The organism is Streptomyces sp. NRRL S-118 (assembly GCF_000716335.1).
Taxonomy (GTDB): domain Bacteria; phylum Actinomycetota; class Actinomycetes; order Streptomycetales; family Streptomycetaceae; genus Streptomyces.
This window is the reverse complement of sequence record NZ_KL591015.1, coordinates 30645-48051: the sequence shown is the minus strand read 5'-3', so window position 1 is coordinate 48051 and position 17407 is coordinate 30645. Positions and strand designations below refer to the sequence as shown.

Below are 17407 nucleotides of genomic sequence, written 5' to 3'. Positions count from 1 at the left end.
GCCGGCCCGACCGGCGGGACACCGGCTAGCCGGGCCAGGCCCGCATGGCCGCCTCGGCCACCGCCTCCAGCTCCTCCTTCGTGGCGCCGTCCCGCGCCTGCTGCGACATGCCCTGCAGGACGGCTCCGCTGAAGCGGGCGAGCGCGGTCGCATCGGTCCCCGCGGGCAGCCGTCCCGCCGCGACGTCGGCGCGGATCCGGTCCGCCATGCCGGCCAGGTTGGCGTTGCGCCGCTCACGCAGGACCCGCCCGACCTCGGGTGTGGAGCAGTTGACCGCCGCCGAGATCACCAGACAGCCGCGCGGGTGCGCGGGGTCGGTGAACTCCGCCGCGGCTTCCCGGAGCATCCGGGCGATGCCCTCGCGCGCGGTGGGCTCGCCGTCGAGCGCCCGGGCGGCGAAGGAGCCGTACCGCTCCCCGTACGCGCCGACGACCTCGTCGAACAGGGCTCTCTTGTCGCCGAAAGCCGCGTAGAGGCTGGGCGCGCCGATGCCCATGGCCCGGGTGAGGTCGGCGACCGAGGTCGCCTCGTAACCGTGCTCCCAGAAGGCCATCACCGCCTGCTCCAGGGCCGCCGAGCGGTCGAAGGAGCGGGGCCTGCCGCGCTGTCCCGTCGCCATGGCCCTCATTTTATAGCGACCACTAAAAAACGCCTGCTACGGTGATTCTGTAACGACCACTAAAGAAAAGGGGGGCGTTGCCATGGGCACGCTCACGGGCAGGACGGCACTCGTCACGGGCGGCAGCCGGGGCATCGGCCGGAGCATCGCGGAGCGACTCGGCCGCGACGGGGCGAGGGTGGCGGTGCACTACGGCACGAACGCGGCCGCCGCGGCGGAGACGGTGGCCGCGATCGAGGCGGCCGGGGGCTCGGCCTTCGCGATCGGCCAGGAGCTCGGCGTACCGGGGGACGCCGAGGCGTTGTGGGAGCGGTTCGACCGGCACGCGGACGGGCTGGACATCCTGGTGAACAACGCGGGCATCGCCTCCCGGACGCCGTTCGGCGAGATCCCCGAGGCGGAGTACGACCGGCTGTTCGCGGTGAACACCAAGGCGCCGTTCTTCCTCGCCCGGCTGGGTCTGCGGCGGCTGCGGGACGGCGGCCGGATCGTGAACGTCTCGACGGGGCTGTCGAAGGCGGCGATGATGCCGGACCTGATCGCGTACGCGATGACCAAGAGCGCGCTGGACGTCTTCACGCAGTACCTGGCGAAGGCCGTCGGCGGCCGGGGCATCACGGTGAACGCGGTCGCGCCCGGCATCGTCGACACGGACATCAACGCGGCGTGGCTGCGGACCGGCGAGGCCGCCCGGACGGACGCGGCCGCCTTCTCGGCGCTCGGCCGGGTGGGCGCGCCCTCCGACATCGCGGACGTGGTGGCGTTCCTGGCGTCCGACGACGGCCGGGCCGTCACCGGGCACTGGCTGGACGCGACGAACGGCTCGATGCCGTAGCGCCTCAGTGCGTCTCGGTCACCTTCGCCAGGGCGCGCGGCGCGTCGGGGTCCTGGCCCCGGGCGAGGGTGACCTCGTGGGCGAGGAGCTGCAGCGGGAGGATCTCCAGGATCGGCTGGAGCTCCTCGGGGACGCCGTCCGTCGGGAGGACGAAGCCCGCCGACGCGGCGTCCACCTGGGGGCGCGGTCCCACGACCACCAGGTCGGCGCCGCGGCCGCGGAGGCGGTCGAGGACCGGCTGGAGCGCCTCGCCGCCCTTGCCGTCCGGGACGACCGCGATGACGGGCGAGATGTTGTCGACCATGGCGAGCGGACCGTGCAGCAGGTCGGCGCCCGAGTAGGCGAGGGCGGGGATGTAGCTGGTCTCCATCAGCTTCAGGGCCGCCTCCTTGGCCGTGGGGTAGCCGTAACCCCGCGAGGTGATGACCATCCGCTCGGCGAAGCGGTAGCGGGCGGCCAGGGCCCGGACCTCGTCACGGCGGCCGAGGACCCGGGCGGCCAGTTCGGGGAGGTCCCGGGCGGCCGCGCCGCCGCCGTCGCCGCCGAGGCCCTCGACGAGGAGGTACAGCGACAGCAGCGAGGCGGTGTACGTCTTGGTGGCGGGCAGCGCCTTCTCGGGGCCGGCCAGGATGTCGATGTGGTGCTCGGACACCGCCGCGAGCGACGAGTCGGGGTTGTTGGTCACCGCCAGGGTCAGCCCGCCCGCCTCCCGCGCCGCGCGGGCCGAGGCGACCAGGTCCGGGGAGCCGCCGGACTGGCTGACCGTGACGACCAGGACGTCGGTGTAGTCGGGCTTCGCCCCGTACGCCGTCGTGGTGGACATGGACGTCAGCCCGCACGGCAGCCCGAGCCGGACCTCCAGCAGGTACTTGGCGTACAGCGCCGCGTTGTCCGAGGTGCCGCGCGCCGTCAGCAGGACGAACCGCGGGCGCCGCTCCCGGACGGCCCGCGCCACCTCGCGGATCCGCGGGGCGCCCTCGTCGAGGATCCGGCGCAGCACCGCGGGCTGCTCCGCCATCTCCCCCGCCATGATCCGGCCCGGCTGCTCGCTCATGCGCACCATCGAACACGGGCTCCCGCCGGGCCGCCAGCGGGGAGGGCCGTTCTGCTAGATTGGTCTATACCACATGTCATCCTTCAGATCGGCAGGTCCAGCGTGGAAGTTGTCATCGTCCAGGACGCCAAGGCGGGCGGCGAGCTGATCGCCGAAGGCATCGCCGCTCTTCTGCGCCGCAAGCCCGACGCTCTGCTCGGCGTGGCCACCGGATCGACCCCGCTGCCCATCTACGACGCGCTGACCGCCAAGGTCGCCTCCGGCGCCGTGGACGTCTCGCGCGCCCGCATAGCCCAGCTCGACGAGTACGTCGGACTGCCCGCCGGGCACCCGGAGTCCTACCGCTCCACCGTCCTGCGCCAGGTCGTCGAGCCGCTCGGGCTGGGCCCCGACGCCTTCATGGGCCCCGACGGCTCCGCCGAGGACGTCCAGGCGGCCTGCGAGGCGTACGACAGGGCGCTGGCCGAGGCGGGCGGTGTGGACCTGCAGATCCTCGGCATCGGCACCGACGGGCACATCGGCTTCAACGAGCCGTGCTCCTCCCTCGCCTCCCGCACCCGCATCAAGACGCTCACCGAGCAGACCCGCGTCGACAACGCGCGCTTCTTCGGCGGTGACATCGAGCAGGTGCCCCACCACGTGATCACCCAGGGCATCGGCACCATCCTGGAGGCCCGCCACCTGGTGCTCCTCGCCACCGGCGAGGGCAAGGCCGAGGCGGTGGCCCAGACGGTGGAGGGCCCGGTCTCCGCCCTCGTGCCCGCCTCCGCACTGCAACTGCACCCGCACGCCACGGTCGTCGTCGACGAGGCGGCCGCGTCGAAGCTGAAGCTCGCCGACTACTTCCGGCACACGTACGCCAACAAGCCCGTCTGGCAGGGCATCTGACCGCAGACGCGAGGGGGCCCGGTTCCGTCCGGAACCGGGCCCCCTCGCGTGTCCGCGCTCACGCGCCGGCGATGACCTCCGCCGCCGCCGTCCCGCACACCCGCGCCGCGCCGTGCGTCGCGATGTGCAGGGCCCCGCGCGCCGGGGCCTGGTTCACGCCCATCTCGACCACCACGGAGTCCGGGCGGGCCGCCAGCAGGCCGTCCAGGGCCCGGCCCATCCACGGGTGGCGGTGCACGTCCCGCACCACCGCGACGATCCGCCGCTCCCCCGCGTCCCGCAGCACCCGGTCCACGGCCACGTCGGCGGCGTACGTCCCCGTCGCCGTGCCCGGCAGCAGCCGCGCCAGCTCTGGCCCGATGCCCCACGGCGTCTCGTCGCCGACCGCGATGTTCGCCACCGGGGCGAAGGCGGCGACGTAGGGGGGAGCGGTGAGCGGCTCGCGCGTCCCCGTCACCGTGAGGGCGCGCCGCGCGGCCACGAGTCCGACACCGACGGTGTCGGTGCCGGGCGCGGTCCCCTCCTCTGAAGCCGCGCCCGGCTCCGTCTGAGCCCCCCTGACCCGGTGCGCCTGGGTCCAGGACGCCAGGGCGCGCACCCGCGCCGCCGCGTCGGCCAGCCGCTCCTCGGGCAGTTCGCCGGTCCGTACCGCTTCGACCAGCGCGTCGCGCAGCCGCAGTACGGTCTCCTCGTCCGCCAGGCCGCCGCCGACGCAGATGGCGTCGGCGCCCGCCGCGAGTGCGAGGACGGAGCCGCGCTCGATGCCGTACGTCGACGCGATGGCCTGCATCTCCATGCCATCGGTGACGATCAGCCCCTCGTACCCCAGTTCCTGGCGCAGCAGTCCGGTGAGGATCCGCGGGCTCAGGGTGGCGGGGCGATCGGGATCGAGCGCGGGAAGAAGGATATGCGCGCTCATCACCGATTTGGAACCCGCGGCGATGGCCGCGCGAAAAGGTGCCAGCTCACGGGCGTGCAATGTGTCCGGATCCACATCGATACGGGGCATCGCGAGGTGTGAGTCCACATTGGTGTCGCCGTGTCCGGGGAAGTGCTTGGTGCAGGCGGCGACACCGGCGGACTGGAGTCCCTCGATGTACGCCACGGTGTGCCGGGCCACCAGCCCGGGGTCGGCGCCGAAGGACCGGACGCCGATGACCGGGTTCCCCGGGTCCGAGTTGACGTCGGCGGACGGCGCCCAGTTGAAGTCCACGCCGCAGGCGGCGAGCCGGCGGCCGAGCTCCCGGGCCACGGCCCGGGTCAGTCCGGTGTCGTCGACCGAGCCGAGCGCGAGGTTGCCGGGGAAGGAGGAGCCGGTGCGCACCTCCAGGCGGGTGACGTCACCGCCCTCCTCGTCGACGGCGACGAGGATGTCGTCCCGCTCCGCCCGCAACTGCGCGGTGAGCGCGGACAGTTGCGCGGGGTCCTCGATGTTGCGGCCGAAGAGGCCCACGGAGGCGAGCCCCTCGCCGATGCGGCGCAGCAGCCAGTCGGGCGCGGTGGTCCCGGCGAAGCCCGGCTGGAGGACGGTGAGGGCGTCCCGGGTGAGGGAGCCGGAGGCGGTGTCCCGTACGAGTGTGGTCATGACGGCGTTATCCCTTCACCGCGCCGGCTGTCAGACCCGCGGCCATCTTGCGCTGGACGAGGAGGAAGAGGACGACGATGGGGACGGCCATCAGCGTGGCGCCGGCCATCATCGGGGCGTACTCGGTCCCGTGCTTGGTCGTGAAGTTCCCGAGCCACACGGTGGCCGTCTGGTTCTGCTGGCTCATCAGCATCAGGGCGTACAGGTACTCGTTCCAGGCCTGGATGAAGCCGTACACGGACGTCGCGACCATGCCGGGGGCGAGCAGCGGGAAGACCACGCGGACGAAGGCGCCGGTGCGGGTGCAGCCGTCGACCATGGCCGCCTCCTCCAGCTCCCGGGGGATGTTGACGATGAAGCCGCGCAGCGTCCAGACCGTGAACGGGAGGATGAAGGTCAGGTAGGTGATGATCAGGCCGGTGAGCTTGTCGTACTGACCGAGGTCGTTCAGGAGCAGGAAGACCGGGATGATCATCGCGACGAGCGGGACCATCTGGACCGCCAGGATGCCGATGATCACGACCTTGCGGCCCCGGAAGGCGAACCGCGAGATGGCGAGCGCGGCCAGCATGCCCACGACGATGCCGATGAGGACGACGACGACCGAGACGATCAGTGAGCGTCCGACCGGGCCCCAGAAGTCGGCGACCTGGAAGGCGCGCTCGAAGTTCTCCAGGGTGAACGTGCGCGGGAAGAAGTGCGGGTCCGGATCGATGGCGTCCCTGGCCGGCTTGAACGCCGTGTTCAGCATCCAGTAGACGGGGAAGCCGGCGCAGACGAAGACGAGCAGGCCGAGCAGGTTCCAGCCGAGCTTCCCCGCGGCCTTGTTCCGCGGCGCAGTGGTGGTGCTCACTCGACTTCTCCGATCTTGAGCATCTGCCGCATGTACACGGCCACGACGCCGAGCAGCAGGACGACGGTGACGAGTGCGATGGCCGAGCCGCCGCCGTAGTCGTTGACGACGAAGGCCTTGTCGTACGAGTACGTCGTCAGCAGCTGGAACTCGGCCTCCGGGTGGCCGTTGCGCATCACGAAGACCTGGGGGAAGACACCCATGTCCCAGATCACCGAGAGGGTCGTGAGCATCACGATGATCGGCTTGAGGATCGGCAGGGTGACGTAGCGGAACACGCCCCAGCCGCCGGCGCCGTCGAGCCGGGCGGCCTCCTCCAGCTCCTTGGGCACCTGGGTGAGGCCGGCGCTGAGCGTGATGACGACGAAGGGCACGGCGCCCCAGACGACCAGCAGCATGATCACGGCGAGGCCCTGCGGCCCGCTGGCGAACCAGTTGTGGCCGATCATGTCGACGCCGGGCAGTTTGTCGAGCAGCCAGTTCAGGACGCCGTAGTCGGTGTCGAACAGCCACTTGAAGATCGCCGTGGCGACGATGATGGGCATGCCCCAGCTCGCCACCAGCGCGATGTTGATCAGCGTCCTGACCCATCCGGAGACCCGCTGGAGGAGCAGGGCGATGAGCATGCCGATGACCATGGTGAGGATCACCGCGCCGCCGGCGAAGACCACGGTCCGCAGCACGACGGCCCAGAACTCGCCGTCGCCGAGGATCTTGGTGAAGTTCGCGAAGCCGACGGACTCGGGCTCCTTGAAGCCCCACAGCTGGGGCTGCTCGAACTTCTGGAAGGACAGGGTGACCAGTCGTACCAGCGGATAGCCGAGGACGAGCAGGAGGACGAGCAGGCAGGGCGCGAGCAGCGCCCACGGCACTCCGGCTCCTGCCGCGGTCCCCTTCTTCGTCCTGGCCGGCCCGCCTGGGCCACCGGGTGCGGCGGTTTCCGGTGCCGACGATGGCCGTATGGACGGCACCTTGGCAGTCGTTGTATCTGCGGCACTCATCGCGCGCTCCTCAGCGGTCCCTCTCGTGTGTCGAGGCCGGCCTCCTTCCCCCGGCCGGACCGGGGGAAGGAGGCCGGGAGCCCGTGCGGTCACCACGGGCGCCCCAGGTCACTTGGTGTTGATGACCTTGTCGATGGCGGCGTCCGCGTCCTTCGCGGCGGCCTCGACCGACTTCTTGCCGGTGCCGATCTCCTGGAGCATGGTCTTGAGGGTCTGGGCCTTCTCGACCTGGCCCCAGCCGGGGGCCATGGGGACGAACCAGCTGGACTCGGCGGCCGTGGCGGGGACCGCCGTCTTGGGGTCGGCCTTCAGGGGCCCGAGGTCGGCCTTGTTGTTGGGCAGGTTGCCCTTGGCGAGCAGGCCCTTCTGGCCCTTGGCGCCGGTGAAGGCGTTGATCCACTCGGCCGCCGCGTCCTGCGCCTTGGACTTGACCGGGATGGCGAGGTCGGACCCGCCGAGGAAGACCGGGATGTTCTTGCCGGACGGGCCGGGCATGACGAAGTTCTCGAGGTTGCCCTTGAGCTTGCCGGTCTTGTCGTTCTTCGGGTCCTCGGCCGTGGCGCCCTCCCAGGCGGCGGCGAAGATCATGGCGGAGTTGCCCTGGCCGTAGACGATGTACCGGTCCGACTCGTCCTTGGTCTTGTCGGCCTTCATGTACCTGTCGAGGACCTTCTTGTACTCGTTGAGGCCCTTGAGGGACTCGGGCGAGGACAGGTTGGCCTTCCAGGTGTCGCCGTCCTTCTTGGCGATGGAACCGCCCGCGTCGTACACGAAGGACATCGCGGCGTACCAGTCCGGCGACGGCTGGTACCAGGCGCTGAACTTGTCGCCCTTCTTGGCCTGGATCCTGTCCAGGGCGGCGGTCAGCTCCGCGTACGTCTTCGGCGGGGTCTTCACGCCGACCTCGGCGGCGACGTCCTTGCGCCAGTTGGCGACACGGCCGCCGGCGTAGTAGGGGACGCCGTAGGTCTTGCCCTCGTAGGTGACGGACTCCTTGAGGCCGTCCAGCCACTGGTCCGACCGGTCGAACTTCTTCGGGTCGACCTCGGCGAAGGCGCCCTTGACCATGTAGCCGAGCATCTCGGTGTTGCCCATCTCGACCACGTCGGGCGCCTTGTCCGTGGCGAGGACGGCGTCCAGCTTCGCGTTCTTGTCGGGCCAGCCGTAGTACTCGTGCTTGATCTTGATGCCCGGGTACTTCTTGGCGATCGCGTCGTCGGCCGCCTTGACCAGGTCCGGCCAGTTGTTCTGGGCGTCGACCGTCAGCCAGACGGTCAGCTCCTTGGTGTCGCCCCCCGCGCTGTCGCCACCCTTGTCGGAACCACACGCCGCGACACCGGCCATCATGCCCGCGACGCCTATCGCCGCGATGAGCTTGCGCTTCACGCCACCCTCCTCAGGGATGCCTGCAACCCCTGCCCACCGCGAAGCCATACGACCTGTACTGCCCGTGGGACTGGGACCTGGTCGTTAATGGTTTAGACCAGTAGCCCGGAGCTTGGCCTAGACCTTTTGGGGTGTCAAGAGTGAGCAAGACGGGCGGTCCTGTCTGTTACCGGACCGACACCTGGGGACGGACGCGTGCCGGCACCCCCCGGATCGGGGGCACCGGCGCGCACGGAGGCAGGGTCTGCGACAGCCGGACGGGCCGGGTACCCGAGGACCGCACACCGGCCCCCGGGCGCCCGGCGCGCCACCCCGGCCCGGGTCGTGGTCAGCCGATTTCGAATTCCGGCTGGCCGTAGAGGGCCGACGTCTGATTCGCGGAGCAGGTCGCCCGGGACACCCCCGACCTGACCCACGGCCCGGTGAGCGTCCATGTGGCCCCGCCGTTGTTGATGCATGTTCCGCGGACCCGGTATTTGGCGGTACCGATGTTCCGGCAGCCGGCACTGGCCGTGTAAGCCGATTCCTTCTGCACCCAGCATTCGGGATAGGCCGCCGGGGCGGCCGTCGCCTGGTGCGCGAAGACCACGCCCGAGGCGGAGAAGAGCACCGACACCGCGGCAAGAGCCGTACTCCTGTGGAGCTTTCGCACCATTCCCCCATTCTCGCCGTTCACCGATGAAAGACCGGACGGGACGTCCGGGGTCACACCCTGAACTGGATCGACGCCGAGAGCACCGTGGCGCCGCAGTCCGCCGAGGAGTAGTCGGGGAGTCCCACACCCCTCCAGGGCCCGTACTTGGTGAACGTGCCCGCCCCGTTGCCCATCCGGCAGACGGCCTTCACCCGGTACGTTTCCTCGCGGGCCGTTCCGCGGCAGACACCGTTCGCCTTCGTACCGCTGATCCAGGTGTCGCACGCAATGTCCGGCACACCCTCAAAACCGGCCGCGGACGCCGGTGACGCCAGGAATCCCCCGGCCGCCACGACCGCGGCACCCGCACCGACGGCGAGAATTCTCCGTACAAACACACTTCCCCCTCAGTGTCGCTCGAATTGACCGCTCGAAAGGTACAGACCTTTCGGATGCCGGGGCAATGGGAATGCCAAATTCCCTTCCGGGCCGCCCCGACGGCCGACAACAGGGCTCGGCACGGCTTCGCCAGCGCCTCCGCGCGGCACCTCGCACGCCACCCCCGCGCGCCGCCCGCGGCCCTGCCGACCCGGACGCCCGCACGACACGGACGATGAATGGCCTAGACCAACAGGGGTGTCCACGGTGTATAAGAGCGGTGACGACGTACCGTCACTGAACCGGTGGCCTCGGGTAACGGGTCCCCGGCCCGCAAACCGTGCCACCATGTGAGCCGCAACAACGGAGGAGCCGGTGACGGCAGCAGCACAGGAGTCGGGAAGGCGGGTCATGGCCACGGATGGGGGCGGCAGCACGGAGGGCGAGAACGGAACGGCCACTCGCACCGCACGCGTGCCCAAGTACTACCGGCTCAAGCGGCATCTGCTCGACATGACGCAGACCATGCCCCCGGGCACCCCGGTGCCCCCCGAGCGCACGCTCGCGGCCGAGTTCGACACCTCGCGCACCACCGTGCGCCAGGCGCTGCAGGAGCTGGTGGTCGAGGGGCGCCTGGAACGCATCCAGGGCAAGGGCACGTTCGTCGCGAAGCCGAAGGTGTCCCAGGCGCTGCAGCTCACCTCGTACACCGAGGACATGCGCGCCCAGGGCCTGGAGCCCACCTCGCAGCTGCTCGACATCGGGTACGTGACGGCCGACGACACGCTCGCCGGGCTGCTCGACATCTCGGCCGGCGGCCGGGTCCTGCGCATCGAGCGGCTGCGCCTGGCGAGCGGCGAGCCGATGGCCATCGAGACGACGCACCTGAGCGCCAAGCGCTTCCCGGCGCTGCGGCGGTCGCTGGTCAAGTACACCTCGCTCTACACGGCGCTGGCGGAGGTGTACGACGTCCGGCTCGCGGAGGCCGAGGAGACCATCGAGACCTCCCTGGCCACGCCGCGCGAGGCGGGCCTGCTCGGCACGGACGTGGGCCTGCCGATGCTGATGCTCTCGCGCCACTCGCTGGACGAGAACGGTCAGCCGGTGGAGTGGGTGCGGTCGGTGTACCGGGGTGACCGGTACAAGTTCGTGGCGCGGCTGCAGCGGCCCAACGGCTGAGCCCCGAATGGCCGGTCCGTGACGCGGCCCGGCCCAAAAGCGTTGCCGTACCGATATGCGGACGGGGGGTGACGCTGCGCGAGGCGCTCCCCTAGATTTCCTGCGCATTACAGGTGATCAGTGAGGGGACGTGCCACCATGCCAGAGCCGTCAGCACCACCGAACTCTTCGAGGACCGGCCTCACTCCGCGGTCGATCGCCATCTGGTCACTCGTGGCCCTGGTGGGGGCGGCGGGCTGGGCCGTGCTCGCGCTCTCCCGCGGCGAGGAGATCTCAGCCGCCTGGATGCTCGCGGCGGCCCTCGGCTCCTACGCGATCGCCTACCGCTTCTACTCCCGCTTCATCGCCAACCGGGTGCTCAAGGTCGACAAGACCCGTGCCACCCCCGCCGAGCGGCTCGACAACGGTGTCGACTTCCACCCCACCGACCGCCGGGTGCTCTTCGGCCACCACTTCGCCGCCGTCGCGGGTGCCGGACCGCTGGTCGGGCCCGTCCTCGCCGCGCAGATGGGCTATCTGCCGGGCACGATATGGATCATCGTCGGCGTGATCTTCGCCGGTGCCGTCCAGGACATGGTGACGCTGTTCTTCTCGACCCGCCGCGACGGCCGTTCGCTCGGCCAGATGGCGCGCGACGAGATCGGCCCCTTCGGCGGCGCCGCGGCGCTGATCGCGGTCTTCGCCATCATGATCATCCTGCTGGCCGTGCTGGCCCTGGTCATCGTCAACGCCCTCGCGCACTCGCCGTGGGGCGTCTTCTCCATCGGCATGACGATCCCGATCGCCCTCTTCATGGGCGTGTACCTGCGGGTGCTGCGCCCGGGCAAGGTCACCGAGGTCTCGGTCATCGGAGTCGCGCTGCTGCTGCTCGCCATCGTCGCGGGCGGCTGGGTCGCCGAGTCCTCCCTCGCCGAAACCTTCACCCTGGAACCCGGCACGCTGGTCATCTGGATGATCGTGTACGGCTTCCTCGCCTCCGTACTGCCGGTGTGGATGCTGCTGGCGCCCCGCGACTACCTCTCGACCTTCATGAAGGTGGGCACGATCGCGCTGCTCGCGATCGGCGTCTTCGTCGCCCTGCCGACCCTGAAGATGCCGGCGTTCACCGACTTCGCGAGCCGCGGGGACGGTCCGGTCTTCGCCGGCTCCATGTTCCCGTTCGTCTTCATCACCATCGCGTGCGGTGCGCTCTCCGGCTTCCACTCCCTGGTCTCCTCGGGCACCACGCCGAAGATGGTCCAGAAGGAGACCCAGATCCGGATGATCGGGTACGGGGCCATGCTGACCGAGTCCTTCGTCGCCGTCATGGCGATGATCACGGCCTCCATCATCGACCCGGGTCTGTTCTTCGCCATCAACTCCCCGGCGGGCATGGTCGGGACGACGGTGCAGTCCGCGTCCGAGGCGGTGACGAACTTCGGCTTCACCGTCTCGCCCGACCTGCTGGCGAAGGCGGCGGCGGACGTCGAGGAGGCGTCACTGCTCTCCCGGACCGGCGGCGCGCCGACCTTCGCCCTCGGCATGTCGGAGATCTTCTCCGCGGTCGTCGGCGGCAGCGCCATGAAGGCGTTCTGGTACCACTTCGCCATCATGTTCGAGGCGCTGTTCATCCTCACGACGGTGGACGCCGGCACCCGCGTGGGCCGCTTCATGCTCCAGGACATGCTCGGCAACGTCTACAAGCCCTTCCGGCAGGTCAGCTGGAAGCCGGGCGTGTGGTTCGCCAGCGCGGTCGTCGTCGGCGGCTGGGGCTACTTCCTCTGGGTCGGCGTGCACGACCCGCTGGGCGGCATCAACCAGCTCTTCCCGCTGTTCGGCATCGCCAACCAGCTGCTGGCCGCCGTGGCGCTGGCGGTCTGCACGACGCTGCTGGTCAAGTCGGGCCGCCTGAAGTGGGCATGGGTCACCGCGGTCCCGCTCGCCTGGGACGTGGCGGTCACGCTGACCGCCAGCTGGCAGAAGATCTTCTCGGCCGACCCGCGGGTGGGATTCTTCGCCCAGCGGGACAAGTACCAGGCCGGTATCGACTCCGGGCAGGTCCTGCCCCCCGCGAAGTCGATGGACGACATGCACACCGTCGTCACCAACTCCACCGTCGACGGGGTCCTCTCCGCCCTCTTCGCCCTGCTCATCATCGTGGTGATCGCGGACGCGGGGCGCGTGTGCTGGAAGGCCGTCACCGACCCCGCCGGCGTGAAGCTCTCCGAGGTCCCGTACACCGAGTCCCGGATCGTCGCCCCCGCGGGACTGTTCCCCACGGCGGAGGAGAAGGCCGAGCTGGTCGCGGCCGGGCTCGGCCCGGACGGCGGCGTCCGGGCCGACCGCGGCCACGGCGACCGCAGGGACGGCGGCAGTGGTGACGAGGTGCCGGCCGGGACCGGCTCGGCATGACACCGGTGACCGCCACGGGAGCACACGGCCGCCTGCGGCGCGCCCTGGGCCGGCTGCGGCGCGCCCTGGGCCGGCTGCGCTGGTACCTGCGTGAGCTGTCCGGCGAGTCGGTGTACGACAAGTACGTCGCCCACACCCGCTCCCACGACCCGGACGCCGAGGTGCTGACCCGGCGCGAGTTCGAGCGCCGGCGCACCGACGCGCGGGAGGCGGACCCCCGCGACGGGTTCCGCTGCTGCTGAGCGGGTGAGCGCACGACGGGCCGCCGCGATTCCGGGGACGGAATGCGGCGGCCCGTCGCCGTCCCGCCCCACACTCGGACCATGGACATCACCATCAGGGCCGTACGGCCGGAGGAGCACGGGACGCTGGGCGAGGTCACGGCCCAGGCGTATCTCGGAGACGGGCTGCTGGACTTCGGGGAGAGCGACGAGTACCTGATCGAGCTGCGGGACGTGTCCCGCCGGGCCGCCGGGGCCGAGGTCCTCGTGGCCGTGGAGCAGGACCGCCAGGTGCTCGGCGGCGTGACGTTCGCCGCCGCGGGCGGCGGGCCGTGGGCCGGTCTCGCCGGGGACGGGGAGGCCGAGATCGGGATGCTGGCGGTCGCTCCGGCCGCGCGGCGGCGGGGCGCCGGGGAGGCGCTCGTACGGGCGTGCGTGGAGCGGGCGCGGGCGGTGGACGGCTGCCGGCGGGTGGTGCTGTCCTCGCGCCAGGCGATGCGGGCGGCACACCGGCTCTACGAGCGGCTGGGCTTCGTACGGACCCCGGAGCGGGACTGGCAGCCGGTCCCGGGCGTCACTCTCTTCACCTACGCGCTGGAGTTGTGACCCGCGGCTGACACAACATGTGGGGGGTGCCGTCGCAGGCGCCCCCCACATGTATGCTCATCTCGCTGTCGCCGCAGGGGAATCCGGTGCAAATCCGGAACTGTCCCGCAACGGTGCACCGGTGTGCTTTTGCGCACCCGGGAGTCCGATGACCTGCCGACGGCGCACCCGGCCGTCCGGTCCGGGTGCCCAGACGTCCGGGCCTCGCGGAGTGGGCCGGTGGACGCGGTGCGTGCGCCCCTGTGCCCGGGGCGCCGGTTCCGCTCCCCCGCCCGCCCGCCGGCCCCGAGCCGAGCGAGGGAGAGCCCCACGTGACCATCGCGCCAGCCGATCCGGCTTCAGCAGTCGCGGACGCGGAGACCGACGCACCGGGGACCGCGCTGCTGCGGACCCTGACCGACCTCACCGCCGATCTGCCCGACACCGACCCCGGCCGGGTCGCCGCCGCGGCGCTGCGCGGCCGGCACGCCGGGTCGGACGAGGCGGAGCTGCGGGAGCTGGCCACCGAGGCGGCGGCCGGTCTCATCGCCGAGGACCCGGCGTACTCGCGGCTCGCGGCCCGGCTGCTGGCCCGGACGATCGCCGAGGAGGCGGCGGGCCAGGGCGCGGTGTCGTTCTCGGCGTCGGTGGCCACCGGCCACCGGGAGGGCCTCATCGCCGACCGGACGGCGGACTTCGTCCGCGTCCACCGGGAGCGGCTCGACGATCTCATCGACCTCGCGGCCGACGACCGCTTCGAGTACTTCGGGCTGCGGACGCTGTACTCGCGCTACCTGCTGCGCCACCCGCTCACGCGCCGGGTCGTCGAGACGCCGCAGCACTTCATGCTGCGGGTCGCCTGCGGACTGGCGGAGGACGACTCGGTGCGCGCGCTGGAGGAAGTGGCGTCGCTGTACCGGCTGATGAGCCGGCTCGACTACCTGCCCTCCTCCCCCACGCTCTTCAACTCCGGTACGCGCCACCCGCAGATGTCGTCCTGCTACCTGCTCGACTCGCCGCAGGACGAGCTGGACTCCATCTACGACCGCTACCACCAGGTGGCGCGGCTGTCGAAGCACGCGGGCGGCATCGGGCTGTCGTACTCCCGCATCCGGGCCCGCGGTTCGCTGATCCGCGGCACGAACGGGCACTCCAACGGCATCGTGCCGTTCCTCAAGACGCTGGACGCCTCGGTCGCGGCCGTGAACCAGGGCGGGCGGCGCAAGGGCGCGGCCGCGGTGTACCTGGAGACCTGGCACGCTGACATCGAGGAGTTCCTGGAGCTGCGCGACAACACGGGCGAGGACGCCCGGCGCACCCACAACCTGAACCTGGCGCACTGGATCCCGGACGAGTTCATGCGCCGGGTCAACGCCGACGCCGAGTGGTCGCTGTTCTCACCGGCCGACGTGCCGGAGCTGGTCGACCTGTGGGGCGAGGAGTTCGACGCCGCGTACCGTGCCGCGGAGGCCCGGGGGCTGGCGCGCAGGACCATGCCGGCCCGTGACCTGTACGGCCGGATGATGCGGACCCTGGCGCAGACCGGCAACGGCTGGATGACGTTCAAGGACGCCTCGAACCGTACGGCGAACCAGACGGCGGAGCCGGGCCACACGGTCCACTCCTCCAACCTGTGCACCGAGATCCTGGAGGTCACGGACGACGGGGAGACCGCCGTCTGCAACCTGGGCTCGGTCAACCTCGGTGCCTTCGTGGCGGGCGACTCCCTCGACTGGGAGCGGCTGGACGAGACCGTCCGTACCGCCGTGACCTTCCTCGACCGCGTCGTCGACATCAACTTCTACCCGACCGAGCAGGCCGGGCGGTCCAACGCCAGGTGGCGGCCCGTCGGCCTGGGCGCCATGGGCCTCCAGGACGTCTTCTTCAAGCTGCGCCTGCCGTTCGACTCCCCCGAGGCGCGTGCCCTGTCGACCCGGATCGCCGAGCGGATCATGCTCGCCGCGTACGAGGCGTCCGCCGACCTCGCCGAGCGCAACGGTCCGCTGCCCGCCTGGGAGAAGACCCGTACCGCGCGCGGGGTGCTGCACCCCGACCACTACGACGTCGAGCTCAACTGGCCCGAGCGGTGGGAGGCGCTGCGCGCCCGCATCGCCGAGGTCGGCATGCGCAACGCGCTGCTGCTCGCCATCGCGCCGACCGCGACGATCGCCTCGATCGCGGGCGTGTACGAGTGCATCGAGCCGCAGGTGTCGAACCTCTTCAAGCGCGAGACGCTGTCGGGCGAGTTCCTCCAGGTGAACTCCTACCTGGTGGCCGAGCTGAAGCAGCTCGGCGTGTGGGACGCCCAGACCCGTGAGGCGCTGCGCGAGTCCAGTGGCTCGGTGCAGGGCTTCACCTGGATCCCGGCCGAGGTGCGCGAGCTGTACCGGACGGCGTGGGAGATCCCGCAGCGCGGCCTGATCGACATGGCGGCGGCCCGTACACCGTTCCTGGACCAGTCCCAGTCGCTGAACCTGTTCATGGAGACGCCAACCATCGGCAAGCTCTCCTCGATGTACGCGTACGCCTGGAAGCAGGGGCTGAAGACGACGTACTACCTGCGCTCGCGCCCGGCGACCCGCATCGCCCGTGCCGCCCAGGCGTCCGCCGCCGTCCCCGTACCCGTACCCGCGCAGGTGACCCCGGAGGACGCGGTCGCCTGCTCCCTTGAGAACCCCGAGTCCTGCGAGGCCTGCCAGTGATGAGCTCCACCGAGAAGAACCTGCTCGACCCGGGCTTCGAGCTGACCCTGCGTCCGATGCGCTACCCGGACTTCTACGAGCGCTACCGGGACGCCATCAAGAACACCTGGACCGTGGAGGAGGTCGACCTCCACTCCGACGTCGCCGACCTCGCCAAGCTGACGCCCGGCGAGCAGCACCTGATCGGACGGCTGGTGGCGTTCTTCGCCACGGGCGACTCGATCGTGGCGAACAACCTGGTGCTGACGCTCTACAAGCACATCAACTCGCCCGAGGCGCGGCTGTACCTGTCGCGGCAGCTGTTCGAGGAGGCCGTGCACGTCCAGTTCTATCTGACGCTGCTCGACACCTACCTCCCCGACCCCGAGGACCGCGCCGCGGCGTTCGACGCCGTGGAGAACATCCCCTCCATCCGGGAGAAGGCGCAGTTCTGCTTCCGCTGGATGGACTCGGTGGAGAAGATCGAGCGGCTGGAGACGAAGGCAGACCGGCGTCGCTTCCTGCTGAACCTGATCTGCTTCGCCGCCTGCATCGAGGGCCTGTTCTTCTACGGGGCCTTCGCCTACGTGTACTGGTTCCGCTCGCGCGGTCTGCTGCACGGCCTGGCGACCGGCACCAACTGGGTGTTCCGGGACGAGACGATGCACATGAACTTCGCGTTCGAGGTTGTCGACACCGTCCGCAAGGAGGAACCCGACCTCTTCGACGACGAGCTCCAGCAGCAGGTCACCGACATGCTGAGGGAAGCCGTGGAGGCGGAGCTGCAGTTCGGCCGCGACCTGTGCGGTGACGGCCTGCCGGGGATGAACACCGAGTCGATGCGCCAGTACCTGGAGTGCGTCGCCGACCAGCGCCTGACGCGCCTGGGCTTCGCCCCGGTGTACGGCTCGGAGAACCCGTTCTCGTTCATGGAGCTCCAGGGCGTGCAGGAGCTGACGAACTTCTTCGAGCGCCGCCCGTCCGCCTACCAGGTGGCCGTGGAGGGCTCCGTCGACCTCGACGAGGACTTCTGAGCACGCGCCGTACGCGGTGGGCGGCCTGTGCCGCCGCCGCGCTGACCGTCGCCGCGGGCCTGGGTGTCAGGTCCGCGGCGGCG

The 17407-nt window shown here is 70.8% G+C and carries 16 protein-coding genes and 1 riboswitch; of the genes, 8 read left to right on the top strand and 8 right to left on the bottom strand.

Features of this window, described 5'->3' with window-relative positions; translation table 11 throughout:
- Positions 1 to 25: 25 nt before the first annotated feature.
- On the bottom strand, positions 26 to 619 hold the full coding sequence (locus IH00_RS0123840) for a TetR/AcrR family transcriptional regulator (RefSeq protein WP_039947356.1): 594 nt from the start codon (positions 617 to 619) through the stop codon (positions 26 to 28).
- 82 nt (positions 620 to 701) lie between these two features.
- On the opposite strand from IH00_RS0123840, the gene IH00_RS0123835 reads away from it, so the two are divergent.
- Positions 702 to 1454: an SDR family oxidoreductase gene (locus IH00_RS0123835; RefSeq protein ID WP_031076860.1), complete on the top strand. Its 753-nt coding sequence runs from the start codon at positions 702 to 704 to the stop codon at positions 1452 to 1454.
- 4 nt (positions 1455 to 1458) lie between these two features.
- Here IH00_RS0123835 and IH00_RS0123830 read toward each other — a convergent pair whose 3' ends face one another.
- Positions 1459 to 2508, bottom strand: coding sequence for an SIS domain-containing protein (locus IH00_RS0123830; RefSeq protein ID WP_234334936.1), 1050 nt, complete (start codon positions 2506 to 2508; stop codon positions 1459 to 1461).
- Positions 2509 to 2610: 102 nt separating this feature from the next.
- Here IH00_RS0123830 and nagB point away from each other — a divergent pair, with 102 nt between their 5' ends.
- Positions 2611 to 3396 (top strand): glucosamine-6-phosphate deaminase, encoded by a 786-nt coding sequence (gene nagB / locus IH00_RS0123825; protein ID WP_031076856.1) that lies wholly within the window; start codon positions 2611 to 2613, stop codon positions 3394 to 3396.
- Positions 3397 to 3454: 58 nt separating this feature from the next.
- Here the strand turns inward: nagB and IH00_RS0123820 are convergent, their stop codons facing one another.
- The 6 genes from IH00_RS0123820 to IH00_RS0123795 all read right to left on the bottom strand — a co-directional run bounded on the left by IH00_RS0123820 (position 3455) and on the right by IH00_RS0123795 (position 9154).
- Entirely contained in the window at positions 3455 to 4981 is a 1527-nt protein-coding gene (locus IH00_RS0123820; protein ID WP_031076854.1) for a glycoside hydrolase family 3 protein, read from the bottom strand.
- A 7-nt stretch (positions 4982 to 4988) separates the two neighbouring features.
- Positions 4989 to 5834 (bottom strand): carbohydrate ABC transporter permease, encoded by an 846-nt coding sequence (locus IH00_RS0123815; RefSeq protein WP_031076852.1) that lies wholly within the window; start codon positions 5832 to 5834, stop codon positions 4989 to 4991.
- Entirely contained in the window at positions 5831 to 6835 is a 1005-nt protein-coding gene (locus IH00_RS0123810; RefSeq protein WP_031076848.1) for a carbohydrate ABC transporter permease, read from the bottom strand. Before IH00_RS0123810 ends, IH00_RS0123815 begins: the two co-directional genes overlap by 4 nt.
- 108 nt (positions 6836 to 6943) lie before the next feature.
- Positions 6944 to 8221: an extracellular solute-binding protein gene (locus tag IH00_RS0123805; RefSeq protein ID WP_031076847.1), complete on the bottom strand. Its 1278-nt coding sequence runs from the start codon at positions 8219 to 8221 to the stop codon at positions 6944 to 6946.
- A gap of 328 nt (positions 8222 to 8549) precedes the next feature.
- Positions 8550 to 8930 (bottom strand): hypothetical protein, encoded by a 381-nt coding sequence (locus tag IH00_RS0123800; protein WP_234334935.1) that lies wholly within the window; start codon positions 8928 to 8930, stop codon positions 8550 to 8552.
- A complete protein-coding gene (locus IH00_RS0123795) occupies positions 8927 to 9154 on the bottom strand; it encodes a hypothetical protein (RefSeq protein WP_158827902.1) in 228 nt (75 codons plus the stop codon). The genes IH00_RS0123800 and IH00_RS0123795 overlap by 4 nt, the downstream gene beginning before the upstream one ends.
- Before the next feature lie 490 nt (positions 9155 to 9644).
- On the opposite strand from IH00_RS0123795, the gene IH00_RS0123790 reads away from it, so the two are divergent.
- From IH00_RS0123790 to IH00_RS0123765, 6 genes are all read left to right on the top strand, one after another.
- Entirely contained in the window at positions 9645 to 10412 is a 768-nt protein-coding gene (locus IH00_RS0123790) for a GntR family transcriptional regulator (RefSeq protein ID WP_031076842.1), read from the top strand.
- Between the two features lie 138 nt (positions 10413 to 10550).
- On the top strand, positions 10551 to 12803 hold the full coding sequence (locus IH00_RS0123785) for a carbon starvation CstA family protein (protein ID WP_078887926.1): 2253 nt from the start codon (positions 10551 to 10553) through the stop codon (positions 12801 to 12803).
- Positions 12804 to 12808: 5 nt separating this feature from the next.
- On the top strand, positions 12809 to 13045 hold the full coding sequence (locus tag IH00_RS0123780; protein WP_420710913.1) for a YbdD/YjiX family protein: 237 nt from the start codon (positions 12809 to 12811) through the stop codon (positions 13043 to 13045).
- A gap of 81 nt (positions 13046 to 13126) precedes the next feature.
- Positions 13127 to 13630, top strand: coding sequence for a GNAT family N-acetyltransferase (locus IH00_RS0123775; protein ID WP_031076836.1), 504 nt, complete (start codon positions 13127 to 13129; stop codon positions 13628 to 13630).
- Between the two features lie 77 nt (positions 13631 to 13707).
- Positions 13708 to 13784: riboswitch (cobalamin riboswitch) on the top strand.
- Positions 13785 to 13941: 157 nt separating this feature from the next.
- A complete protein-coding gene (locus IH00_RS0123770) occupies positions 13942 to 16311 on the top strand; it encodes a ribonucleoside-diphosphate reductase subunit alpha (protein WP_031076834.1) in 2370 nt (789 codons plus the stop codon).
- The gene (locus tag IH00_RS0123765; protein WP_031076833.1) at positions 16311 to 17324 is read left to right on the top strand and encodes a ribonucleotide-diphosphate reductase subunit beta; all 1014 of its coding nucleotides are present in this window, start codon (positions 16311 to 16313) and stop codon (positions 17322 to 17324) included. Before IH00_RS0123770 ends, IH00_RS0123765 begins: the two co-directional genes overlap by 1 nt.
- The last annotated feature ends 83 nt before the right edge of the window (positions 17325 to 17407 follow it).